The following is a 16,890-nucleotide window of genomic DNA, read 5'->3' as shown; positions in this document are numbered from 1 at the left end:
CGAGGATCCGAAAGGGTCGGTGTGAGAGCCTCGTCGCGTCGGCGGGCCGACGCGGGACCTACACATTTTTAAGGTTGGCCTAAAAATTGGGTGTAACGAGCGATCAGGAGATGAACTCACACACTGAAACGACGGGTTCTCGGCTCCGGACGGCGATCGGGGGGGCGATCCCGGCATGACCGGGCCCCGGGAGACCGTCGGGTCGGGGTACAGCTTCCTCACGACCGACCCCGACCTCGGGAGGACCATCGGCTTCCGGAAGGTCGATCTCGCGCGCGACCTCGGACGCCTCCACACGTGGCTCAACAGCGAGCATGTCCTGCCCTACTGGACCCAGAACGATCCGCTTCCCCAGGTCAGAGACACGATCGACGAGCGGGCGAGAGACGACGACCAGACGCTGTACATCGGCTACCTCGATCACACCCCGATGAGCTACTGGGAGTCCTACTGGGCCGCCAGGGACCGAATAGGGGAGTACTACGACGCTGAACCGGCCGACCAGGGGATCCACCTGCTCATCGGTCCCCCCGAGTATCTCGGGAAGGGGTACGCGAGCCCGCTCGTGACGGCCATGGTCGCCTTCCAGTTCCAACATCCGGAAACCCGGCGGATCGTCACGGAGCCCGACGCCCGGAACGAACGCGCCATTCGCGCCTTCGAGAGGAGCGGCTTCGAGCGCCAGCGCGAGGTCGAACTGCCCGACAAGACGGGCGTTCTCATGTTCTGTGACCGGGATCGGTTCGAGGAGGAGATCGTATGACCGACCGCGTCCGCGACGTCGTCGGCATCGGAATCGGCCCGTTCAACCTCGGGCTGGCGGCGCTCGTAGACGACGCGCCCGCCGACGTGGACGCCGTCTTCCTCGAGCAGGAACCGGAGTTCAACTGGCACGAGGGGATGCTCATCGAGGAGACCACCCTCGAGGTCCCCTTCCTCGCGGATCTGGTCACGATGGCCGATCCGTCGAACCCCTACAGCTACCTCAGCTACCTCCACGACCGCGACCGCCTCTACGAGTTCTACTTCTACGAGGAGTTCTTCATCCCGCGTCGCGAGTACAATGACTACTGCCGGTGGGTCGCCGACCAGCTACCGTCACTGGCGTTCGACCGGCGGGTCACCGACGTCCGGGAGGAGGGAGGCGTCTTCGTCGTCGAGACGGTCGATCCCGGGACGGGCGAGCGGACGAGCTACGCCGCCGAGAACGTCGTGATGGGGATCGGGACCCAGCGCCACGTCCCCGACCAGTTCGAGGACGTCCTCGGAGGCGACGTGTTCCACTCGGCGTCATATCTGCACAATCGCGAGCGGTGTCTGGAGGCCGACTCGGTCACCGTCGTCGGCTCCGGCCAGAGCGCGGCGGAGGTGGTTCGGGACCTCCTCGAGCGCCAGCCCGACCACGACTACGGCCTCGACTGGATCACCCGGTCGCGGGGATTCTTCCAGATGGCTGACGGCAAACTCGGCCACATGGTCTACACCCCCGACTACATCGACTACTTCTACGATCTGGATCGGGAGACCAAAGACGAGTTGCTCGGGAGCCAGGACCTCCTCTACAAGGGGATCGACGAGCGCACGAGCGCGCGGATCTACGACGCGCTCTACCGGAACTCCATCGGCGACGCCGATCCCGACGTGGGGTTGCTCGCGGCGACGGAGGTCACCGACATCGAGAGCCGGGAGTCGCGGGGAGGCTACCGGATGATCTGCCGGCAGTGCCAGGAGGACGAACGGTTCCTCCACGACAGCGAGGTGGTCGTCCTGGGAACGGGCTACGCCCGGAGCGATCCGCCCTTCCTCGCGCCCCTGGAGGACCGGCTCCGGCGCGACGGGCAGGGCCGTCTCGAGATCACGCGGGACTTCCGCTTCGTGACCGACGGACTCGACGGCGAGATCTTCGTCCAGAACGCGGAGTTACACACCCACGGAATCAACGCGCCCGACCTCGGGCTCGGTCCCTACCGGAACGCCACCATCGTCAACGCCGTCGCCAGCGAGGAGCTCTACGAGCCCGCAAGCGCCGACGTCTTCCAGAGCTTCGCGGCCGGCGACTTCGTTGCCGACCGGGGAGCGCGCCGGCTCTCGGACGCACCGCGAGTGGGCGACGAGGACTGAGATGGTCGGCCTCTCAGGGGTTTTCGGCGACGCGGCCGACAGCATCGAGGTCGAGACCGTTCCCGAAACCGTCGCCGGCGAGGTCGCCGACACCTATCGCGAGCACGGCGTTTCCGTCCGCTCTGCGTTCCACGAGGGGACGGCGACCGACCAGCCCGCCGAGGCCGGGGGCGCGCTCGTCTGGACATGGGGCGAGGTGTACAGCGTCACCGATTCGAACGGTACGCGGACCACCGTCGATCCCAACGAGTCGGCCCGCGTCTGCGCCCGGGAGTACGCCGACCACGGCCTCGAGTTCGTCACCCGACTCGACGGCGAGTTCGTCGGCTGTGTCTACGAGCCGGCCGCCGACACCGTCTCCTTTTTCCTCGACAGGCTCGGCGCGCGCCCGCTGTACTACGCCGCTACCGAGGACGGCCTCGCCTTCTCGACGAACGTCCAGACGGTGCCCGTGGTGCCGGGGAGAGAGCTCCGCTTCGAGGAGGAGTACCTCGCGGAGTACCTCTACTGTCGGCGCACGATCGGCACGCGGACGCCGGTCCGGGGCGTCTCACAACTCCCCCCGGCGACGGTTCTGACGTACGATATCGCAAGCGGCGACGTAGACCGGCGCCGGTACTGGGAACCCCGTTACCGCCCGATCGACAGGCCCCTCTCGTACTTCGTGGGGGAGCTGACCGAGCGCTTCGACCGGGCGGTCGCCGACCGGACGAGCGACGACCGCGACCACGGGCTCTTGCTCTCCGGGGGAAGCGACTCCCGGGCGGTGTTGGCCGCCGCCGACGAGCCGCCGACGGGCTTTCACCTCGGCGACGGCTGGAACCGGGAGGCACGGATCGCCAAACGGTCGGCCGACGCCGCGGGCGCGGAGTTTCGCCTGCTGGATCGCGGGCCGAACTACCACGCCGAGTTGCTCGAGCGCGCGGGCCCGATCCAGGAGTTCATCGGACCGTTCCACACGGGCCACGCGCTCGGGTTCGCCGAGGAGATCCGCGAGGAGGCCGACACGCTGCTGACGGGGCTGTACAGCGACGACCTCTTCGGCTCCTGGAGCGTCTCGCAGGCGACGCTCGACCTGCCCGCCGGCGTTCGGTTCTGGCTGCCGTTCGCGCGCCTGCCGGAGGCCCTTCCCGAGTTCGTCTCCGAACTGGCGAACTCGGGACCCGTCCGACGGCCGCCCTTCCTCGATTCGACCCCCCTGGAGGGGATCCTGTGGCGCAACGTCGATTCGAGGGGCGGCCGGGTCGACTTCCACGGCGTCGAGTACGAGTCCGTCGGGGGACTCAGCCTCGCCTCGACGCTGTACCCGATCACGAACGGGATCGGGTTCGACCTCTACAGCGCCCTCCAGATCGCCCCGACGCGGAACCCGTTTCTGGACCGGCGGCTGATCGACCTCCACTGTGCGATGCCGTTGAAATACCGGCTCCGCCACGACCCGCTCCACCGGGCGATCGAGCGTCTCGACGGCTTGCTCGCGGCGATCCCCCACGCCGGGACCGGGATTCCCCTCGACTATCCGAAGGCGGCCCACGCGGTCGGCAACCGCGTGACCAACCAGGTCGACAAGCTCAGGGCGACCGGCTCCTACCGGACGGACGGCCCCTGGCAGAACAAAAACGAGGTCGTCCGGGGCGACGACTTCGTGGGTCGGGCCCTCGACAGACACGAGGCCAACGGCCGGCAGCTTCCCGGCGTCGACTGGCCGGCGGTTCGAGAGACCTACCGGCGACACCGCGAGGGGGAGCTGAACGTCGCCGAGGAGCTCTACCGGCTGGTCTCCGTCCTGGAGATGCCCCTGACGGAGCGGGTCGTCGGGGAGTGAGCCGGGCTCAGGCCGACGGGAACCAGACCAGCGGGTGGTTCGCGACGAGGTCGAGACGAACCGACTCGCCGACGTCGAACACCTCCGTGTGGCCGTGGAGCGACTGGACGGTGTCGCCGCCGTCGGTTTCGACGCGGTAGACGAACGACGGCCCCTGGTACTGGCGCCGGGAGATCGTGCCGTCGGCGTCCGCGGGAGAGGTGGGCGTCACCCGGAGGTCGTCGGGTCGGACCAGGACGTCGACGGCGGCCTCCTCGGACAGCGCCCCCCAGTCGGATCGCTCCACCCCGACGAGCGCGTCGGCATCCAACTCGCCGACCTCCGTCAGGAGGACGCCGTCGGCGACGGTCGCCGAGAGGAAGCCGGCGCGACCGAGGAAGGTGGCGACGAACCGCGAAGCGGGACGCTCGAAGACCGTCTCCGGGCGGCCGATCTGCTCCAGGCGGCCGTCGTTCATGATGCCGACGCGGTCGGCGACCGACAGCGCCTCCTCCTGGTCGTGGGTGACCCAGATCGCCGTGACGCCCGTCTCGTCGATGATACGGCGGATCTCCTCGCGCATCGAGACCCGGAGGCTCACGTCGAGGTTCGACAGCGGCTCGTCGAGCAGGAGCACGTCGGGTTCGGGCGCGAGCGACCGTGCGAGCGCGATCCGCTGTTTCTGGCCGCCCGAGAGCTCGCCGGGGTAGTCCTCGCCGTGGTCCGCCAGATCGACGAGCGCGAGCAACTCCTCGACGCGGGCCCGGCGTTCGGCCTTGCTGCGGTCGTTCAACCCGAACCCGACGTTCTCGGCGGCGGTCATGTGAGGAAAGAGCGCGAAGTCCTGGAAGACGAGGCCGATATCGCGCTCCTCGGCGGGGACGAACCCGCCCCGGTCGGCGTCGGCGATGGCGTCGTCGTGGAGTTCGATCCGACCGGCGTCCGGTCGCTCGAGCCCGCCGACCAGCCGCAGGGTCGTCGTCTTGCCACAGCCCGATGGGCCGAGCAGGGTGAGCACCTCGCCGTCGCGGACGGACACGGAGAGCTCCGAGAGGGCGGTTTCGGTGGCGTACGACCGGGCGATGCCCTCGAGGGAGAGGACGGGATCGCCCTCCGGCTCGCGGGTGGATTCGGCGGATCGGTCGGTCGAGACGGCGGACCGTTCGTCGTGGACGTGTCGTGTCATGCGTTATCCTCCTGTGACAGGATGACGACCATCGAGAGCGCGGAGACGACGATGAGCGCGAGCGCGGGGACGGCAACGGCGCCGTAGTCCGCGCTCTCGCGGAGTCCCCAGATGTAGGTGACGAGCGTCTCGAACCCGGTCGGGTGGAGCAGGAGCGTCGCGGGAAGCTCCTTCATCGTCGTGAGAAAGACGAGCGCGCTCCCGCCGATCACGCCCGGCGCGATCAGTGGGAGCGTGATCCGGCGGAACGCGGCCGATCGGGTGCGCCCGAGCGTCCGCGCGGCCTCGGTGAGACTCCGATCGACGCGCCGGACCGACGAGCGGGTCGCGCCGACGGCCTGGGGGAGGAAACGGACGACGTAGGCGAAGATCAACAGCGGGAGCGTCTGGTAGAGCCCCGGCGCGACGTTGCTCCCGAGAAGCGTCTCCGAGATCCCGCCCGCGGACGCGTCGTACCAGACGCCGAAGAACACGAGCGCCAGCCCGAGGACGATCCCCGGCATCGCGTAGCCGACGTACGTCGCGCGATCGAACAGCTCCGCGAGCCGGGAGCGGTGTCGCGCGGCGAGGTAGGCCACCGGGACGGCGGAGACCGCACAGACGAGCGCCGCAGCCAGGGAGACCTGCACCGAGTTGAGCACGAACTCCAGCCGGAACCCCGAGGCGATCCTGGTGGCGCCCTCGGGACTGCGGACCAGCCACTGGAGCAGGATTCCGATCGGGAGGACGAGACAGAGACAGACGACGAGCGCACAGAAGCCGAGCGCCGGAGCCGTCCACCGCCCGAGGGAGACGGTCGTCTCGCTTTCCTTGGGGCTCGTCCCGACGTACGCGCCCCGGTTCGAGTCGCCGATCCGCGATTCGATCGCGAGGATCACTGCCGTGATCGCGAGCAGTTGGACGGAGAGCAACGCCGCGGTCTCCCGACCGAACGCGTTGTACTCGACGTAGATGACCCGCGTGAAGACGTCGAGGCGCATCAGCGACGGCGTCCCGAAGTCAGAGAGGGCGTAGAGCGCGACCAGAAGCGCCCCCGAGGTGATTCCCGGAAGGAGCTGTGGGAGCGTCACCCGCCTGAACGCCTCCCGCCGCGAGGTGCCGAGGGTTCGGGCGGCCTCGACGAGCCCCTGGTCGAACGAGAGCAGCGACGCCCGCGTGGTGATGAACACGTACGGATACGTATACAGCGTGAGCACGAGCGTCGTCCCCCAGAAGCCGTAGATCGACGGGATCGACCCGATTCCCAGTGGCGCGAGCGCGTCGGCGAGTTCGCCGCTGGGGCCGAACGCCATGACGAACGTGAAGGCCCCGATGTAGCTCGGGATCACCAGCGGCAGCGCCACGGCGATGGTCCAGAACCGCCGAAAGGGGAGGTCGGTCCGCACGGTCAGGAAGGCGAGGGGAACGCCGAGGAGGATCGAGGCGCCGGTGACGGCGGCGACGAGCGCGAGGCTCGTCAGGAGGATCTCGACCGTCGTCGGGCGCACGAGGATCGATCGCGCGTACTCCGTATCGACCTGGAGGACCCGCATGGCGATCCAGACGAGCGGCGAGAGCACCGCGGCGGCGATCGCGCCGCTCAGCAGGGTCAACCCGATCGGGTGGCTGCCCTTGCCCCCCCGATCGAACGGTTCGGCCAGCCGGTCGGCGACGGACATGCTACAGGGCGCCGACCTCCCGGAGCAGTTGCAGGGTGGGTTCGACGTCCGAGAGCTCCGCGAGGTTGAGCTCGGGCGGGTTCAGTTCGTCGATCGTCGGCAGGTCGCCGATCGGCGGGACGCCCGGGACGAGCGGGTACTCGTAGCCTCGCGTCCCGAGGAACTCCTGGGCCTCGATGCTGAGCAGGTGGTGGATGAAGTCGGCCGCGAGCTCTTCGTTGTCGGTTCCCTGGATGATCTCGGTCCCCGAGCAGTTGATGAGTGCGCCGGCGTCCCCCTGGGTGAAGGCGAGATCCAGCGGGGCGTCCGGGCGCTCCTCGTACACCAGCCGCGAGTAGTAGTGGTTCGAAAAGCCCGCGTCGAGTTCGCCGCTCGCGACCGTGTTCGCGACGACCAGCTCGTTGTCGTAGGTCTGGACGCCCTGCTCTAGCATCCCGTTCAGCCACTGTCGGGTCTCCTCTTCGCCGTTGATGAGCCGCATCGCCGTGACGAACGACTGGAACGCACCATAGGTGGGTGCCCACCCCATCGCGTCCTGGAAGCGCTCGTCCTCGGCGAACGCCATGACGTCGTTCGGGACGTCCTCGGCGTCGAACTCGTCGGTGTTGTAGGGGATGCTCCGGGCGCGGCCCATGATCCCGACCCACTGGTCGGTCGGGTGGAACGTGTCCGGCACCCCCGAGACGACCCGCTCTGGAAGCTCGACGGTCGCGTCGTTGGAGGCGACGATGCCGATGGAGCCGGCGTCGATCGCCCAGAAGACGTCCGCCGAACTCGAGCCCGCGGACGTCTCCTCGATGATCGTGTTGGCCAGCTGTGCCGACGGCGCGGGACGGATCGAGACCGAGAACTCCTCGTAGGCCGACTGGATCCGATTCATGAGATTCTGGTACAGCCCTCCCTCGCCGCCGCCGAGATAGACGGTGAGCTCGCCGCTGAGATCCGGGAGATCCAGCATCGAGATGCCCGTGTACTCGCTGGGGCGATCCTGAATCAGTGGTCCGTCCCCGCGCCAGTCGTCGATGTTGAACAGTTCGTCCTCCGTGTAGGTCCGCTCCTCGGCCGTCCCGTTCCCGTCAGTGTCGTTTCCTTCGGACTCGTTTCCTTCAGTGTCGTTTCCTTCGGACTCGTTGGTCGTTCCGTTCCCGTCGGTCTCGTTCGCACTCTGGTTCGCCTCGGAGTCGGCCGGGGACTGGTTCGCCCCGGACTCGTTCGAGTCCTCGGGCGTTGTCGTCTCGGTTTCGTTCTCAGTGGACGTTTCGGTCTCGTTCCCGCTCTCGTCTCCGTCCTCGCCGTTCCCGTCCTCGCCGTCGCCGCCGAGACAGCCCGCGACCAACAACGTCCCCGCAGTCGATCCGGCTACTTTGAGAACGTCTCGTCGTCCGCTGGCACGCTTCCGTCCGGACCCACCATGGTCCCCATCGCGGTCGTCGCTCGTGTCGCTGGTCATGTACGCCGTGTTTTTGGCCGACCTAAAAAGCTTTTACATCCGCCGGTCGAACGGAGGGGTGAACGGGTCCATCGAGGCCCGACGGAGAGAAATGTCCACCGATACCCATCGCCCTACTGCCCGATCCGACCGTGAGTGACCCGAAGACCAGCGTCGTCGTCCCGGTCTACAACGATCCCGACGGGTTGGAAACGACCATCGAGTCGCTGGGAGACCAGACGGCGACCGACTACGAGGTCGTCATCGCGGACAACGGATCGACCGACGGGACGACGGAAGTCGCCCGGAGCCTCGCCCGACACGAGCGGGTTCGCTACGTCGGGGAGGAGAGGATCCAGAGCTCCTACGCCGCACGAAACGCGGGGATCGAGGCGGCAGAGGGGGAGATCCTCGGGTTCGTCGACGCGGACATGTGGGTCGAGCCGGATTATGTCGAGTCGATCACCGACCGGATGGAGGCCGGGGATCGGGAGTACATGGGCTGTCGAGTCGAGGTCGTCGCCGACGGCGGACTCGTCGCCCGCTACAGGGCCGCGACCGGGTTCGACGTCGAGACCTACGTTCGGGAGAAGCGGTTCGCGCCGACCTGTTGTCTCGTGGTCCGCCGGGGGGTGTTCGACGCCGTCGGCCGCTTCGACGGCCGACTGCGCTCGAACGGCGACCTGGAGTTCGGCCGGCGCGCCCACGACGCCGGGTTCGACCTCGTCTACGAACCCGGGATCACCCTCTATCACCCCGCGCGGTCGACGCTTCGCGAACTCGTCGCCCAGAGCGCCCGGATCGGCCGCGGCCAGGGGAAGTTGCGCGAGCGACACGGGGACCGGTTCGACGTCCGGGACCCAGCGGATCCGCGGAACTACTTCCCGGTGAACCCCGTCGCGTTCCGCGAGCGAGTGGCCGGCGGATCCCCGAGCTTTGCCGAGGCGGTCGGCTGGTACCTGATCGCGTGCCTCCAGAAGTGGTCGATCGCGGCCGGCCATCTCCGGCGGACCGCGGGCTCGGCCGTCGCGACGCGGGCCCCGGGCCGGTCGCGCCGTCGGTAAGCGTTCGCGGAATCGGCCGGACCTACTCGTGGGCCGCGTCCCACTCGGTGGGCTTGCGGAGGTTGCCACACCGGTTGCACTCGACGCGGCCCATCGAGTCCATCGCCGCGTCGGCCCCCTCGCAGTTCGTACAGAACCAGCCGTAGCGCTCCTTGCCGTCGGGGCTCTCGTAGGCGACGAGGAAGGGCCCCTTCGAGCCGCGAGAGCCCTCCCGCCCGACGTAGACGGTGACGCCGTCCTCGACCGTACGTGCGTCCATGGACCGGATAGCGGCCGGCGGGGTAAAATCCGTGCGGTCCGTTCGCGGGCCGAGACGGGAACCGAATGAGGGAAGTCGCCCCTCGGCCTACTCCGGCGAACGCGATGCCCCTCCGTCTGCTTCACTACTCCGACGTCGAGAACGCGCCCGACGACCCCGCCCGGGTCGGCCGGCTCGCGGCCGCCATCGACGCCCGCCGCGATGGGGCGCTCGTCGTCGGCACCGGCGACAACACCGGTCCCGGCGTCCTCCCGCTGGTCACCGAGGGCCGCCACGCCCTCCGGCTGTACGACGCGATCTCCCCCGACGTCGCAACGTTCGGCAACCACGACTTCGACTTCGGGCTCGAGGCGACCCGCGAGATCCTCGAGAACTCGCCCCAGACATGGGTGAGCGCGAACGTCCGCCGGAACGGGGATGCCTTCGCCGCCGATGCCGGAGTTACCCCCTGGACGATCCGCGAGCGGGCGGGCGTCCGCGTCGGCTTTACGGGCGTCACGGACCCCGACACCGCCGCGACGAACCCGATGGCCAACGGACTTCGCTTCTCCGAGCCGATCCCCGCGGTGCGGAAGGCGATCGGAAAGCTCCGCGAGCGCGACGTCGACCGGGTCGTCGTCTGCTCGCATCTCGGCCGGGGCGACGACGACCTCGCGCGGGCGGTCGACGCCGACGTGATCCTCGGCGGTCACGTCCCGACCGCCCGCGTCGACCGCGTCGCGGGCACCCTCCTCACCAGACCCGGCGACGGCGGCCGCGCCGTCGTCGAGGTCTCCCTCGAGGGCCGATCGACCGCCACCGTGCGTTCGACCGTCGAACGCGAGCCCGACCCCGCGGTCGCGGCCACCTTCGCGGACCTCGCGAGCGAGACCGGCCTCTCGGAGACGCTCGCGACGGTCTCCCGGCCAATGGAGCGCACCGAGGCGACGCTGTTCGGCGGCGAGAGCCGCGTCGGCAACTTCGTCGCCGACGCCTACCGCTGGAAGACGGGCGCCGACGTCGCCCTCCAGAACAGCGGTGGCGTCCGTTCGGGCGAACCCCTGGCGGGCGCAGTGACCGCCGCCGACGTCGTCGGGCTCGTCCCGTTCGACGAACCGGTCGCGGTCGTCGAGGTATCCGGAGCCGAACTCGCCGCCATCCTCTCGGGGGCCGCGGGCCTCGACGTCGGCTTCGCCGAACCCGACTGGTGGCACGCCCAGGTCAGCGGCGCGGTCCTCGAGTGGGACACGGAGAATCACGGCGTCTCGGTCAGGTCGGTCGGCGGCGAGCCCGTCGACCCCGGGGACACGTACCGGCTGGCGACCTCGGACTTCCTCGTTGAGACCGACGCGGAGTTCCCCGGCCTCGATGCCGACGACCGCCTCGGGACGACCGCGGTCCCCCAGTACGAGGTCCTGACGGAGTACGCGCGGGCGGAGGGCGTCGAGACGTCCCTGAAGGGACGGGTCAGACGCGTCAACTGAAAGGTTTACAGCACACCGTCGCGTTCGCTTCCCTGATGACGCTGGTCGTGGTCCCCGTCCGCTATCCCTTGACCGAACACTCGCGGCGCACGTTGGAGGAGGCCCTTGAGGTCGCCGAGGAGCGAGAGGCGGCACTGACGGTGCTTCACGTGAACCTGTATCAGACGAGCAAGAACGTGACGCGGACGGACCTGAAACGTGCCGTCGAGCGGGCGGTAGGCCGAATCGAGAACGTCCGGTACGTCGTTCGGACGGGGTTTCTCGTCGAGGAGTCCATTTTGGACGAGGTCGCCGGCGAGGAGGCCGACATCGTCGTCATCGGCCACAAACAGGCCGGGCGGTGGCGCCGGCTGCTCCGGCGGTTTACCGACAACCCGAACATCGACCGCTACCTCCGGGACCACCTCGACTGCGAGGTCATCACGGTCGAGGGCGCCGCGGCCTAGCGGCGGTCCGCCGGCGGTTCTCGGTTCCCATCGACCCTCCCGCCGTCGTCGAGGCGGACTCGAGGGGATCCGCTCGTCTCGTCGAAGACGTGGTGAGTGTGGGGGTAAGCGATCTCGACGTCGGCGTCGGCGTAGCGCTCCCGGATCCGTTCTTGGACCTTCGAGCGGGCCGCGAGCAACTTGTAGGGGCTCGTGATCCAGTACCGGAGGGTGAGACGCATACCGCTTGCGGCGTACTCGTCGATGTAACACCGGGGGCCCGCGGGATACCGGGCGCTGCCGACCCGGATGTCGGGGCCACCGCCGATCACTTCCTCGACGCTTCTGGCGGCCTGTTCGGCCTGTGTGCGGGCCAGATCGACGTCGCTCTCGTAGGTGACCTCGAAGCTGATCCCCAGTCGGGTCCGCTCGTCCTCGGCGGAGTAGTTGATGACGTCCCGGGTCCGTATCTCGGCGTTGGGGACGACCATGAACGTGTTGTCGAGGGTGGTGATCTTCGTGTACCGGATCGTGATGTCCTCGACGAACCCCTGGTGGCCGGCGTCGGCGATTTCGACCATGTCGCCGATCTCGTAGGGCTGGTCGGCGAGCACGAACAGCCCGTTGATGAAGCTGCCCACCAGGGGCGCGAGCACGATACCGATGACCGCCGAGAAGACGGCGACCGAGACGACGGCCTCGAAGCCGTCGAAGAGGATTGTGACGACGAGCATCACGGTGAAAAAGAGCACCGATCCCCGGACGCCACGCAGGACCATCCGGGTGACGCTCGGCCGGGAGATCCGCTGGGCGACCGTCCGGCCGGCCAGCCGGACAGCCACCTTCGAGAGGTACCAGCCGGCCAGCAGGACGATCAGCGCGAAGAGGACCTCGCCGGCGCTGTCGGCCACCCAGTTCGGGAGGGCGTTTCCCCCCTCGCCGGTCGCGGTCTCGGTCTCCGCCAGGAGCGGTACCCCCGCCATTGGCAGACCCTCACGACCGCCGTGGTTAAGCGTCCTTTGACATCCCGCCGGGGGACCCCACGCCGTTTCGAAACCGAGTGTTACTCGGGATCCAATACTGGTTTATCCGGGGGCGTTCTGGCGACCGTATGGCCAGAGACGAGCTCCGCTCGACCGTCGAGCGGGTCGGGGATCGCTTCAGTCTGGGCGAGTACGAGATCGACGCCTACCTCGCGGTACTCGAGCACGGAACGCTCACGGCGAGCGAGATCGCGGACCACACCGAGATCCCCCAGCCGCGGGTGTACGACACCGTTCGGAGCCTGAACGACCGGGGGCTGGTCGAACTCCAGGAGTCGCGCCCAATGAAGGTCGTCGCGATCGACCCCGGCGAGGCCTTCGAGGACGTCGAGGCGGCCCTGGGGGAGATGATCGACGGGCTAGAGAGCCGGTACACCGCACCCGCCCGCGAAACCGAGGCGGTCACCCTCGTCAAGTCCCGCTCGACGATCCTCAGGTACCTCGAGGAGATCATCGAGAGCGCGGAGTACGAGCTCGCGCTCTCGCTGACTCCCGACCTCCTGGGGCGCTTCGCCGAGGACCTCCGGGCGGCGACCGATGCGGGGGTGAGCGTGGACCTGCTCGTGGCCCCCTCGGGGGGCGCGCCGCCGGCCGACGAGTTCGACTACGGCGCGGTCGCGACGACCGCCCGCACCCGTCGGGGGATCACGACGCCGGTGATCGCGGTCGCCGACGGCACCTACTCGATCTACGCGACCCAGGACGCCCTCCGGGACGACCGGGACCGCTACGGCGTGATCTTCAACCGCTCGGCGCTCGGATTCCTCGTCTCGGGCTTTTTCGGAACCGTCCTTTGGACGACGACCGAGGAAACCGTAGCCGAGGACGGCGAGGGGCGGCCCTACCCCCGCCGGTACGCCTCGATCCGGCGCTGCGTAAAGGACCTCCTCGACGCCGGCGGCGAGTTCTACGCGACGATCGACGGCCGGGACGTCGAGTCCGGCCGCTCGAGGGTCGTCTCCGGGCGGGTCTCGGAGGTCTCCTTCGAGGTCAGCGAGGAGGTCGCCTCCCTCACTCTCGAGACCGAGGAGGGGACGGTGGCCGTCGGCGGCCGGGTCGCCGCCCTGGAGGACGTCGAGGCCCACGAGATCCGGATCGGGCGCGACGAGCCCCCGGCCTACGAGGAGTAGCTACGGTCGTCCGGGGGAAAGCCAGTGCACCGTCGATCGCAGGGCCGTGCTGCGACCGATCGGTACACCGTTTCCTCCGACCCTATCAGTCGCCCGTCCGGCCGCCGATCCGGCCCGCGAGCCGGGCTGAGGTCTCGGTCAGGTAGCTCGCCCCCAGGGTCGCGGCGACGACGGCACCCACGAGATTGAAGAGGAGGTCGGTGACCGTGTCGTCGATCCCGTGCTGGGCGAGGACGGCGTCGCCGCCGACGAACCGCTGTGCAAGGAAGTCGACGCCGAACTCCGCGAGCTCCCAGACCACGCCGACGGCGAGGACGAACAGCAGGATGAATGCGAACATCGTCCGCGAGGGGAGGTAGACCTCCTCGGAGTGGAGGTCGACCGTCCGGACGACGGTGTAGCCCGTCGCGGCGACCAGCGAGGCCGACAGCGTATGGGTGAGGGTGTCCCACTGGCCCAGGAGGTCGTAGAGCCCCGCCGAGCCGAGGACGTGAAGAAAGGCCGCGGCCGTCAGCCAGACGACGAGTTCGGGCTCGATCGGGAGCCGGTAGTTGCGCTCGAGGACGGCCGGAAGAGCGGTGACCGACAGCGCGATGGCGGCGTTGGTGATCGTCGTGACGTCGCGGGCGAGCAGGCCGTAGACGAGCAACACGCCGAGCGCGAGTTGCATCGCCCACGAACACTGTGCGAGCCGTTCGTCGGGGAGTGCGAAGCGCTCGCGGGAGAAGGATGGCGTCGGCTCGGGCACCTCCTCGGGGGCCGATCGGGGGACGCCGGCGGCGGTCGGGGCGAACGACCGCCATCGGAGGTAGCCCGCGAGGACGAGCCCCGCGAGCAGGCCGGCGAGCGTCGCGTACAGGAAGTCGATCATCATGGCGTGGTTTGCGGCGTCCCCGCTCCGGTCGCCGACGAGGTAGTCGGTTCCGAGTGCCGTATCCGAGACCCACTGGGCGACGTTCCAGGTCGCGGCGACCGCGAGCGTCGCGATGACGACGAGCGCGAGCGCGAACGCGCGGGTCATCCGGACGGCCGTGAACGTGTGGAGGTCGACGGCGACGATCAGCGCGACCGCCGCGACCGCGAGGTAGGTCGCGACCGGCGAGAGGAGGGTCTCGCCGAGCAGCGCCGCGTCGGCGACCGGGACCGCGACCAGCGCGATCAGCTCCCAGGGGGGCATCGCGCGGGGATCCCGCAGGGTCGCCGCGGGCAGGACCACCGGAACGATCGCCGCCGCGGTCAGCGAGAACCAGCGATAGGAGCCCGCGAGCCCCTCATGGATCGCCAGCCCCGCGAGGACGGCGACGGCCAGCCAGCCCAAGAGGGCGTTCGCTCCCGTCCCGTCGAACCGGGCGTCGTGCATGGCCCGCGTAGTCGCCATCCGTTCCTAAACCCACGCCTTTCGACCCGGCGCCCGGACCGGGACCGTCGTCGTGGTTCCCCGAGCGGTCAGCTCTCGTCGTAGACGTAGAGCCGTGTAGGACACGCCTCGCAGACGAGCTGGCGCTCGTCCGTCGCGGTCCCAGGGGGCGCCGCGCCACAGCACGGCGAGCGGGCGATCGCGAGAGTGTCCCCACAGAGCGGACAGCTCTCGAGCAGTGCCCGGAACGGATCGGCCGCGGCGAGGCGTTCGCGCTCGCCGGCCGGGCCCGCGGCCGCCTCCAGGGCGTCGGCGGCGGCGAGGTCGGCGACGGCGACCGGGCGCGGACAGAGGATCTGGCCGTCCGGAGCGTCGAGGACCACGTAGTCGGTCCCCCACCTGCGCTCGGCCCGCGCCTCGGCCGGGACCCGGTCGGAGACGCGGGCGGCGAGATCGGGGACCTCGAGTTCCCGGTAGCGGGCCGCGGCCTCTCGCCACGCCCGGCGGGCGTCGGGAGCGAGGCGCCCGGACTCGAGGGCCTCATCGAGTATCGCCGCCGCCCGTTCGTCTCCCACGTCGACGACGTCCGCCAGCGACCCCACCTCGCGGGCGTGATCGAAGGGGTCGCCGGGCAACACGGCGGCGAGCCGTGGGGCAAAGCGGGGAGTGTAGGGCACGAGATAACCCCGCAGCCAGATCGCGGCGATCCCGACGATCCCGAGAGCGGCGGCGAGCCGGAGGCGACCGGCCATCGCCACGACCGTGACGGCCATCCAGAGGATCGTTCCGTTGAGGACGGTACAGGGCCAGCAGCGGGCGTCGCCGGTGAATTCGGGCCGCCGGAGACCGTCGAGGGCGTCGGGAACCGCCACTTCACTCGAAGACGTGGAGGTGGACGCGACAGTCCGGACAGGTCAGCCCCGTCTTTGCCCTGCCGTCGGCGCCGGTCTGGGGCGGGCCACAGCAGCCCCCCACGGGACGTTCGACGAGTTCGCTCCCGCAGTCGGGACACTCGGCGAGGAACATTCCCAAAGCGACGGCGGCATTCGGCCGGTCGACGTCGGGAACGCCCATCTCCGCGAGCGCGCGGGCGGCCGCGGTCTGTCCGATCGCGGTCGGCCGTCGCAGCCAGGACTCGTCGATCGTCCGGCCCGACTCCGCCGCGAGGGTGACGTACGTCCGGTCGTCGCGGGTGACGACGTCCGCGTCGGCGGCCGCGCTCTCCGCCAGGGCGGCTTCCGCGAGTCGGTCGTCGTCGACCCCCCGAAGGGCCTCGATCTCCTCGTCCCACCGCTGGCGGAACGCGTCGGTTGGAGCGACCGACTCCGCGTCGGCCTCGAGGACGCCCGCCTCCAGGAGGCCCTCGAGGAGGTCCTCGCCGGTCGCCGCGTCGCCGGGTGCAGAGAGCGATCCCCGTGCCGGTTCGGACTCCCCGGTCCGGTCGCCGTCGCCTGCAGGCTCGTCGCCGCTGGCATTCCGGCCGTCCTCGGGCCCCGTGGCTGGCGGCCCCGATCCGGACCCGGGTTCGATCGGGTCCTCGTGGAACGGGTCGCCGGGAAGCAGGGAGGCAAGTCGTGGGGCAAAGCGGGGGGTGTAGGGGACGAGGTAGCCCCGCAGCCAGATCGCGCCCGCGCCGACGATTCCGAGGGCGGCGGCGAAGGACTTGCGGATCCTCCCGAGCGCGAGACAGGCGATGGCGAGGACGAGGAGGTTCGCGACCGTACACGGCCAACACCGGTGGACGCCGGTGTGTTCCGGCCGGCGGAGCCGCTCGAAAAGCGCGTACGCAGCCATGCCCGCCCTTTCGTCGCGGGGGCCATGAGTGTGACGCCCGGGAACAGGTATTTTACAACGGCTGTGGTATCGACCACCGAATGACGGACGTAGAGGCGGAGGCGAGCGGCGAACCGATCGGCGTCCCCCCCGGATCGGCGAGACCCGTATCTGCCCG

At 69.5% G+C, this 16,890-nt stretch carries 15 protein-coding genes; 7 read left to right on the top strand and 8 right to left on the bottom strand.

Translation table 11 applies throughout. The features are described from left to right. Positions 1 to 175 precede the first annotated feature (175 nt). Genes DVH23_RS18820 through DVH23_RS18810 form a run of 3 tightly spaced genes read left to right on the top strand, consistent with a single transcriptional unit; the run spans position 176 to position 3,946 of the window. Positions 176 to 763 (top strand): GNAT family N-acetyltransferase, encoded by a 588-nt coding sequence (locus tag DVH23_RS18820; RefSeq protein ID WP_114578956.1) that lies wholly within the window; start codon positions 176 to 178, stop codon positions 761 to 763. Further along, positions 760 to 2,121 carry a lysine N(6)-hydroxylase/L-ornithine N(5)-oxygenase family protein gene (locus DVH23_RS18815; protein ID WP_114578955.1) on the top strand — a complete coding sequence of 454 codons (1,362 nt, stop codon included), beginning with the start codon at positions 760 to 762 and terminating at the stop codon, positions 2,119 to 2,121. Before DVH23_RS18820 ends, DVH23_RS18815 begins: the two co-directional genes overlap by 4 nt. 1 nt (position 2,122) lies before the next feature. Continuing rightward, on the top strand, positions 2,123 to 3,946 hold the full coding sequence (locus DVH23_RS18810) for an asparagine synthase-related protein (protein WP_157972496.1): 1,824 nt from the start codon (positions 2,123 to 2,125) through the stop codon (positions 3,944 to 3,946). Between the two features lie 7 nt (positions 3,947 to 3,953). Here the strand turns inward: DVH23_RS18810 and DVH23_RS18805 are convergent, their stop codons facing one another. The 3 genes from DVH23_RS18805 to DVH23_RS18795 are packed head-to-tail and all read right to left on the bottom strand — an operon-like array spanning position 3,954 to position 8,219. Further along, complete coding sequence (locus DVH23_RS18805; RefSeq protein WP_114578953.1) at positions 3,954 to 5,111, bottom strand: ABC transporter ATP-binding protein; 1,158 nt, start codon at positions 5,109 to 5,111, stop codon at positions 3,954 to 3,956. Then, positions 5,108 to 6,769: an iron ABC transporter permease gene (locus DVH23_RS18800; RefSeq protein ID WP_114578952.1), complete on the bottom strand. Its 1,662-nt coding sequence runs from the start codon at positions 6,767 to 6,769 to the stop codon at positions 5,108 to 5,110. The genes DVH23_RS18805 and DVH23_RS18800 overlap by 4 nt, the downstream gene beginning before the upstream one ends. Position 6,770: 1 nt before the next feature. Continuing rightward, on the bottom strand, positions 6,771 to 8,219 hold the full coding sequence (locus DVH23_RS18795) for an extracellular solute-binding protein (protein WP_114578951.1): 1,449 nt from the start codon (positions 8,217 to 8,219) through the stop codon (positions 6,771 to 6,773). A 131-nt stretch (positions 8,220 to 8,350) separates the two neighbouring features. On the opposite strand from DVH23_RS18795, the gene DVH23_RS18790 reads away from it, so the two are divergent. Next, positions 8,351 to 9,262 (top strand): glycosyltransferase family 2 protein, encoded by a 912-nt coding sequence (locus tag DVH23_RS18790; RefSeq protein ID WP_157972495.1) that lies wholly within the window; start codon positions 8,351 to 8,353, stop codon positions 9,260 to 9,262. Positions 9,263 to 9,284: 22 nt separating this feature from the next. Here DVH23_RS18790 and DVH23_RS18785 read toward each other — a convergent pair whose 3' ends face one another. Then, complete coding sequence (locus DVH23_RS18785) at positions 9,285 to 9,521, bottom strand: DUF5816 domain-containing protein (RefSeq protein WP_114578949.1); 237 nt, start codon at positions 9,519 to 9,521, stop codon at positions 9,285 to 9,287. Positions 9,522 to 9,625: 104 nt separating this feature from the next. On the opposite strand from DVH23_RS18785, the gene DVH23_RS18780 reads away from it, so the two are divergent. Both DVH23_RS18780 and DVH23_RS18775 read left to right on the top strand, forming a co-directional pair. Continuing rightward, positions 9,626 to 10,984 (top strand): bifunctional UDP-sugar hydrolase/5'-nucleotidase, encoded by a 1,359-nt coding sequence (locus DVH23_RS18780; RefSeq protein ID WP_114578948.1) that lies wholly within the window; start codon positions 9,626 to 9,628, stop codon positions 10,982 to 10,984. 35 nt (positions 10,985 to 11,019) lie between these two features. Continuing rightward, complete coding sequence (locus DVH23_RS18775) at positions 11,020 to 11,430, top strand: universal stress protein (RefSeq protein ID WP_114578947.1); 411 nt, start codon at positions 11,020 to 11,022, stop codon at positions 11,428 to 11,430. On the opposite strand, the gene DVH23_RS18770 is transcribed toward DVH23_RS18775, so the two are convergent. Next, positions 11,427 to 12,392 (bottom strand): mechanosensitive ion channel family protein, encoded by a 966-nt coding sequence (locus DVH23_RS18770; protein ID WP_114578946.1) that lies wholly within the window; start codon positions 12,390 to 12,392, stop codon positions 11,427 to 11,429. The genes DVH23_RS18775 and DVH23_RS18770 overlap by 4 nt on opposite strands. A 128-nt stretch (positions 12,393 to 12,520) precedes the next feature. Here DVH23_RS18770 and trmB point away from each other — a divergent pair, with 128 nt between their 5' ends. Beyond that, on the top strand, positions 12,521 to 13,582 hold the full coding sequence (gene trmB / locus DVH23_RS18765; RefSeq protein ID WP_114578945.1) for an HTH-type sugar sensing transcriptional regulator TrmB: 1,062 nt from the start codon (positions 12,521 to 12,523) through the stop codon (positions 13,580 to 13,582). A gap of 85 nt (positions 13,583 to 13,667) precedes the next feature. Here trmB and DVH23_RS18760 read toward each other — a convergent pair whose 3' ends face one another. The 3 genes from DVH23_RS18760 to DVH23_RS18750 form a co-directional block, all read right to left on the bottom strand. Then, the gene (locus DVH23_RS18760) at positions 13,668 to 14,942 is read right to left on the bottom strand and encodes a hypothetical protein (protein WP_114578944.1); all 1,275 of its coding nucleotides are present in this window, start codon (positions 14,940 to 14,942) and stop codon (positions 13,668 to 13,670) included. An 86-nt stretch (positions 14,943 to 15,028) separates the two neighbouring features. Beyond that, the gene (locus tag DVH23_RS18755) at positions 15,029 to 15,811 is read right to left on the bottom strand and encodes a hypothetical protein (protein WP_114578943.1); all 783 of its coding nucleotides are present in this window, start codon (positions 15,809 to 15,811) and stop codon (positions 15,029 to 15,031) included. Between the two features lies 1 nt (position 15,812). After that, on the bottom strand, positions 15,813 to 16,733 hold the full coding sequence (locus DVH23_RS18750; protein WP_114578942.1) for a hypothetical protein: 921 nt from the start codon (positions 16,731 to 16,733) through the stop codon (positions 15,813 to 15,815). Positions 16,734 to 16,890 lie beyond the last annotated feature (157 nt).

This window comes from Saliphagus sp. LR7 (assembly GCF_003344565.1).
Lineage (GTDB): Archaea > Halobacteriota > Halobacteria > Halobacteriales > Natrialbaceae > Saliphagus > Saliphagus infecundisoli.
The sequence above is the reverse complement of the archived record's forward strand: the minus strand, read 5'-3'. Positions and strand labels throughout refer to the sequence as shown.

Excerpts from the sequence above, each read along its gene's own strand:
- DVH23_RS18780 (WP_114578948.1), top strand. The coding sequence starts at position 9,626 with ATGCCCCTCCGTCTGCTTCACTACTCCGACGTCGAGAACGCGCCCGAC.
- DVH23_RS18795 (WP_114578951.1), bottom strand. The coding sequence starts at position 8,219 with ATGACCAGCGACACGAGCGACGACCGCGATGGGGACCATGGTGGGTCC.
- DVH23_RS18770 (WP_114578946.1), bottom strand. The coding sequence starts at position 12,392 with ATGGCGGGGGTACCGCTCCTGGCGGAGACCGAGACCGCGACCGGCGAG.
- DVH23_RS18820 (WP_114578956.1), top strand. The coding sequence starts at position 176 with ATGACCGGGCCCCGGGAGACCGTCGGGTCGGGGTACAGCTTCCTCACG.
- DVH23_RS18815 (WP_114578955.1), top strand. The coding sequence starts at position 760 with ATGACCGACCGCGTCCGCGACGTCGTCGGCATCGGAATCGGCCCGTTC.
- trmB (WP_114578945.1), top strand. The coding sequence starts at position 12,521 with ATGGCCAGAGACGAGCTCCGCTCGACCGTCGAGCGGGTCGGGGATCGC.
- DVH23_RS18750 (WP_114578942.1), bottom strand. The coding sequence starts at position 16,733 with ATGGCTGCGTACGCGCTTTTCGAGCGGCTCCGCCGGCCGGAACACACC.
- DVH23_RS18775 (WP_114578947.1), top strand. The coding sequence starts at position 11,020 with ATGACGCTGGTCGTGGTCCCCGTCCGCTATCCCTTGACCGAACACTCG.
- DVH23_RS18810 (WP_157972496.1), top strand. The coding sequence starts at position 2,123 with ATGGTCGGCCTCTCAGGGGTTTTCGGCGACGCGGCCGACAGCATCGAG.
- DVH23_RS18805 (WP_114578953.1), bottom strand. The coding sequence starts at position 5,111 with ATGACACGACACGTCCACGACGAACGGTCCGCCGTCTCGACCGACCGA.
- DVH23_RS18800 (WP_114578952.1), bottom strand. The coding sequence starts at position 6,769 with ATGTCCGTCGCCGACCGGCTGGCCGAACCGTTCGATCGGGGGGGCAAG.
- DVH23_RS18760 (WP_114578944.1), bottom strand. The coding sequence starts at position 14,942 with ATGCACGACGCCCGGTTCGACGGGACGGGAGCGAACGCCCTCTTGGGC.
- DVH23_RS18785 (WP_114578949.1), bottom strand. The coding sequence starts at position 9,521 with ATGGACGCACGTACGGTCGAGGACGGCGTCACCGTCTACGTCGGGCGG.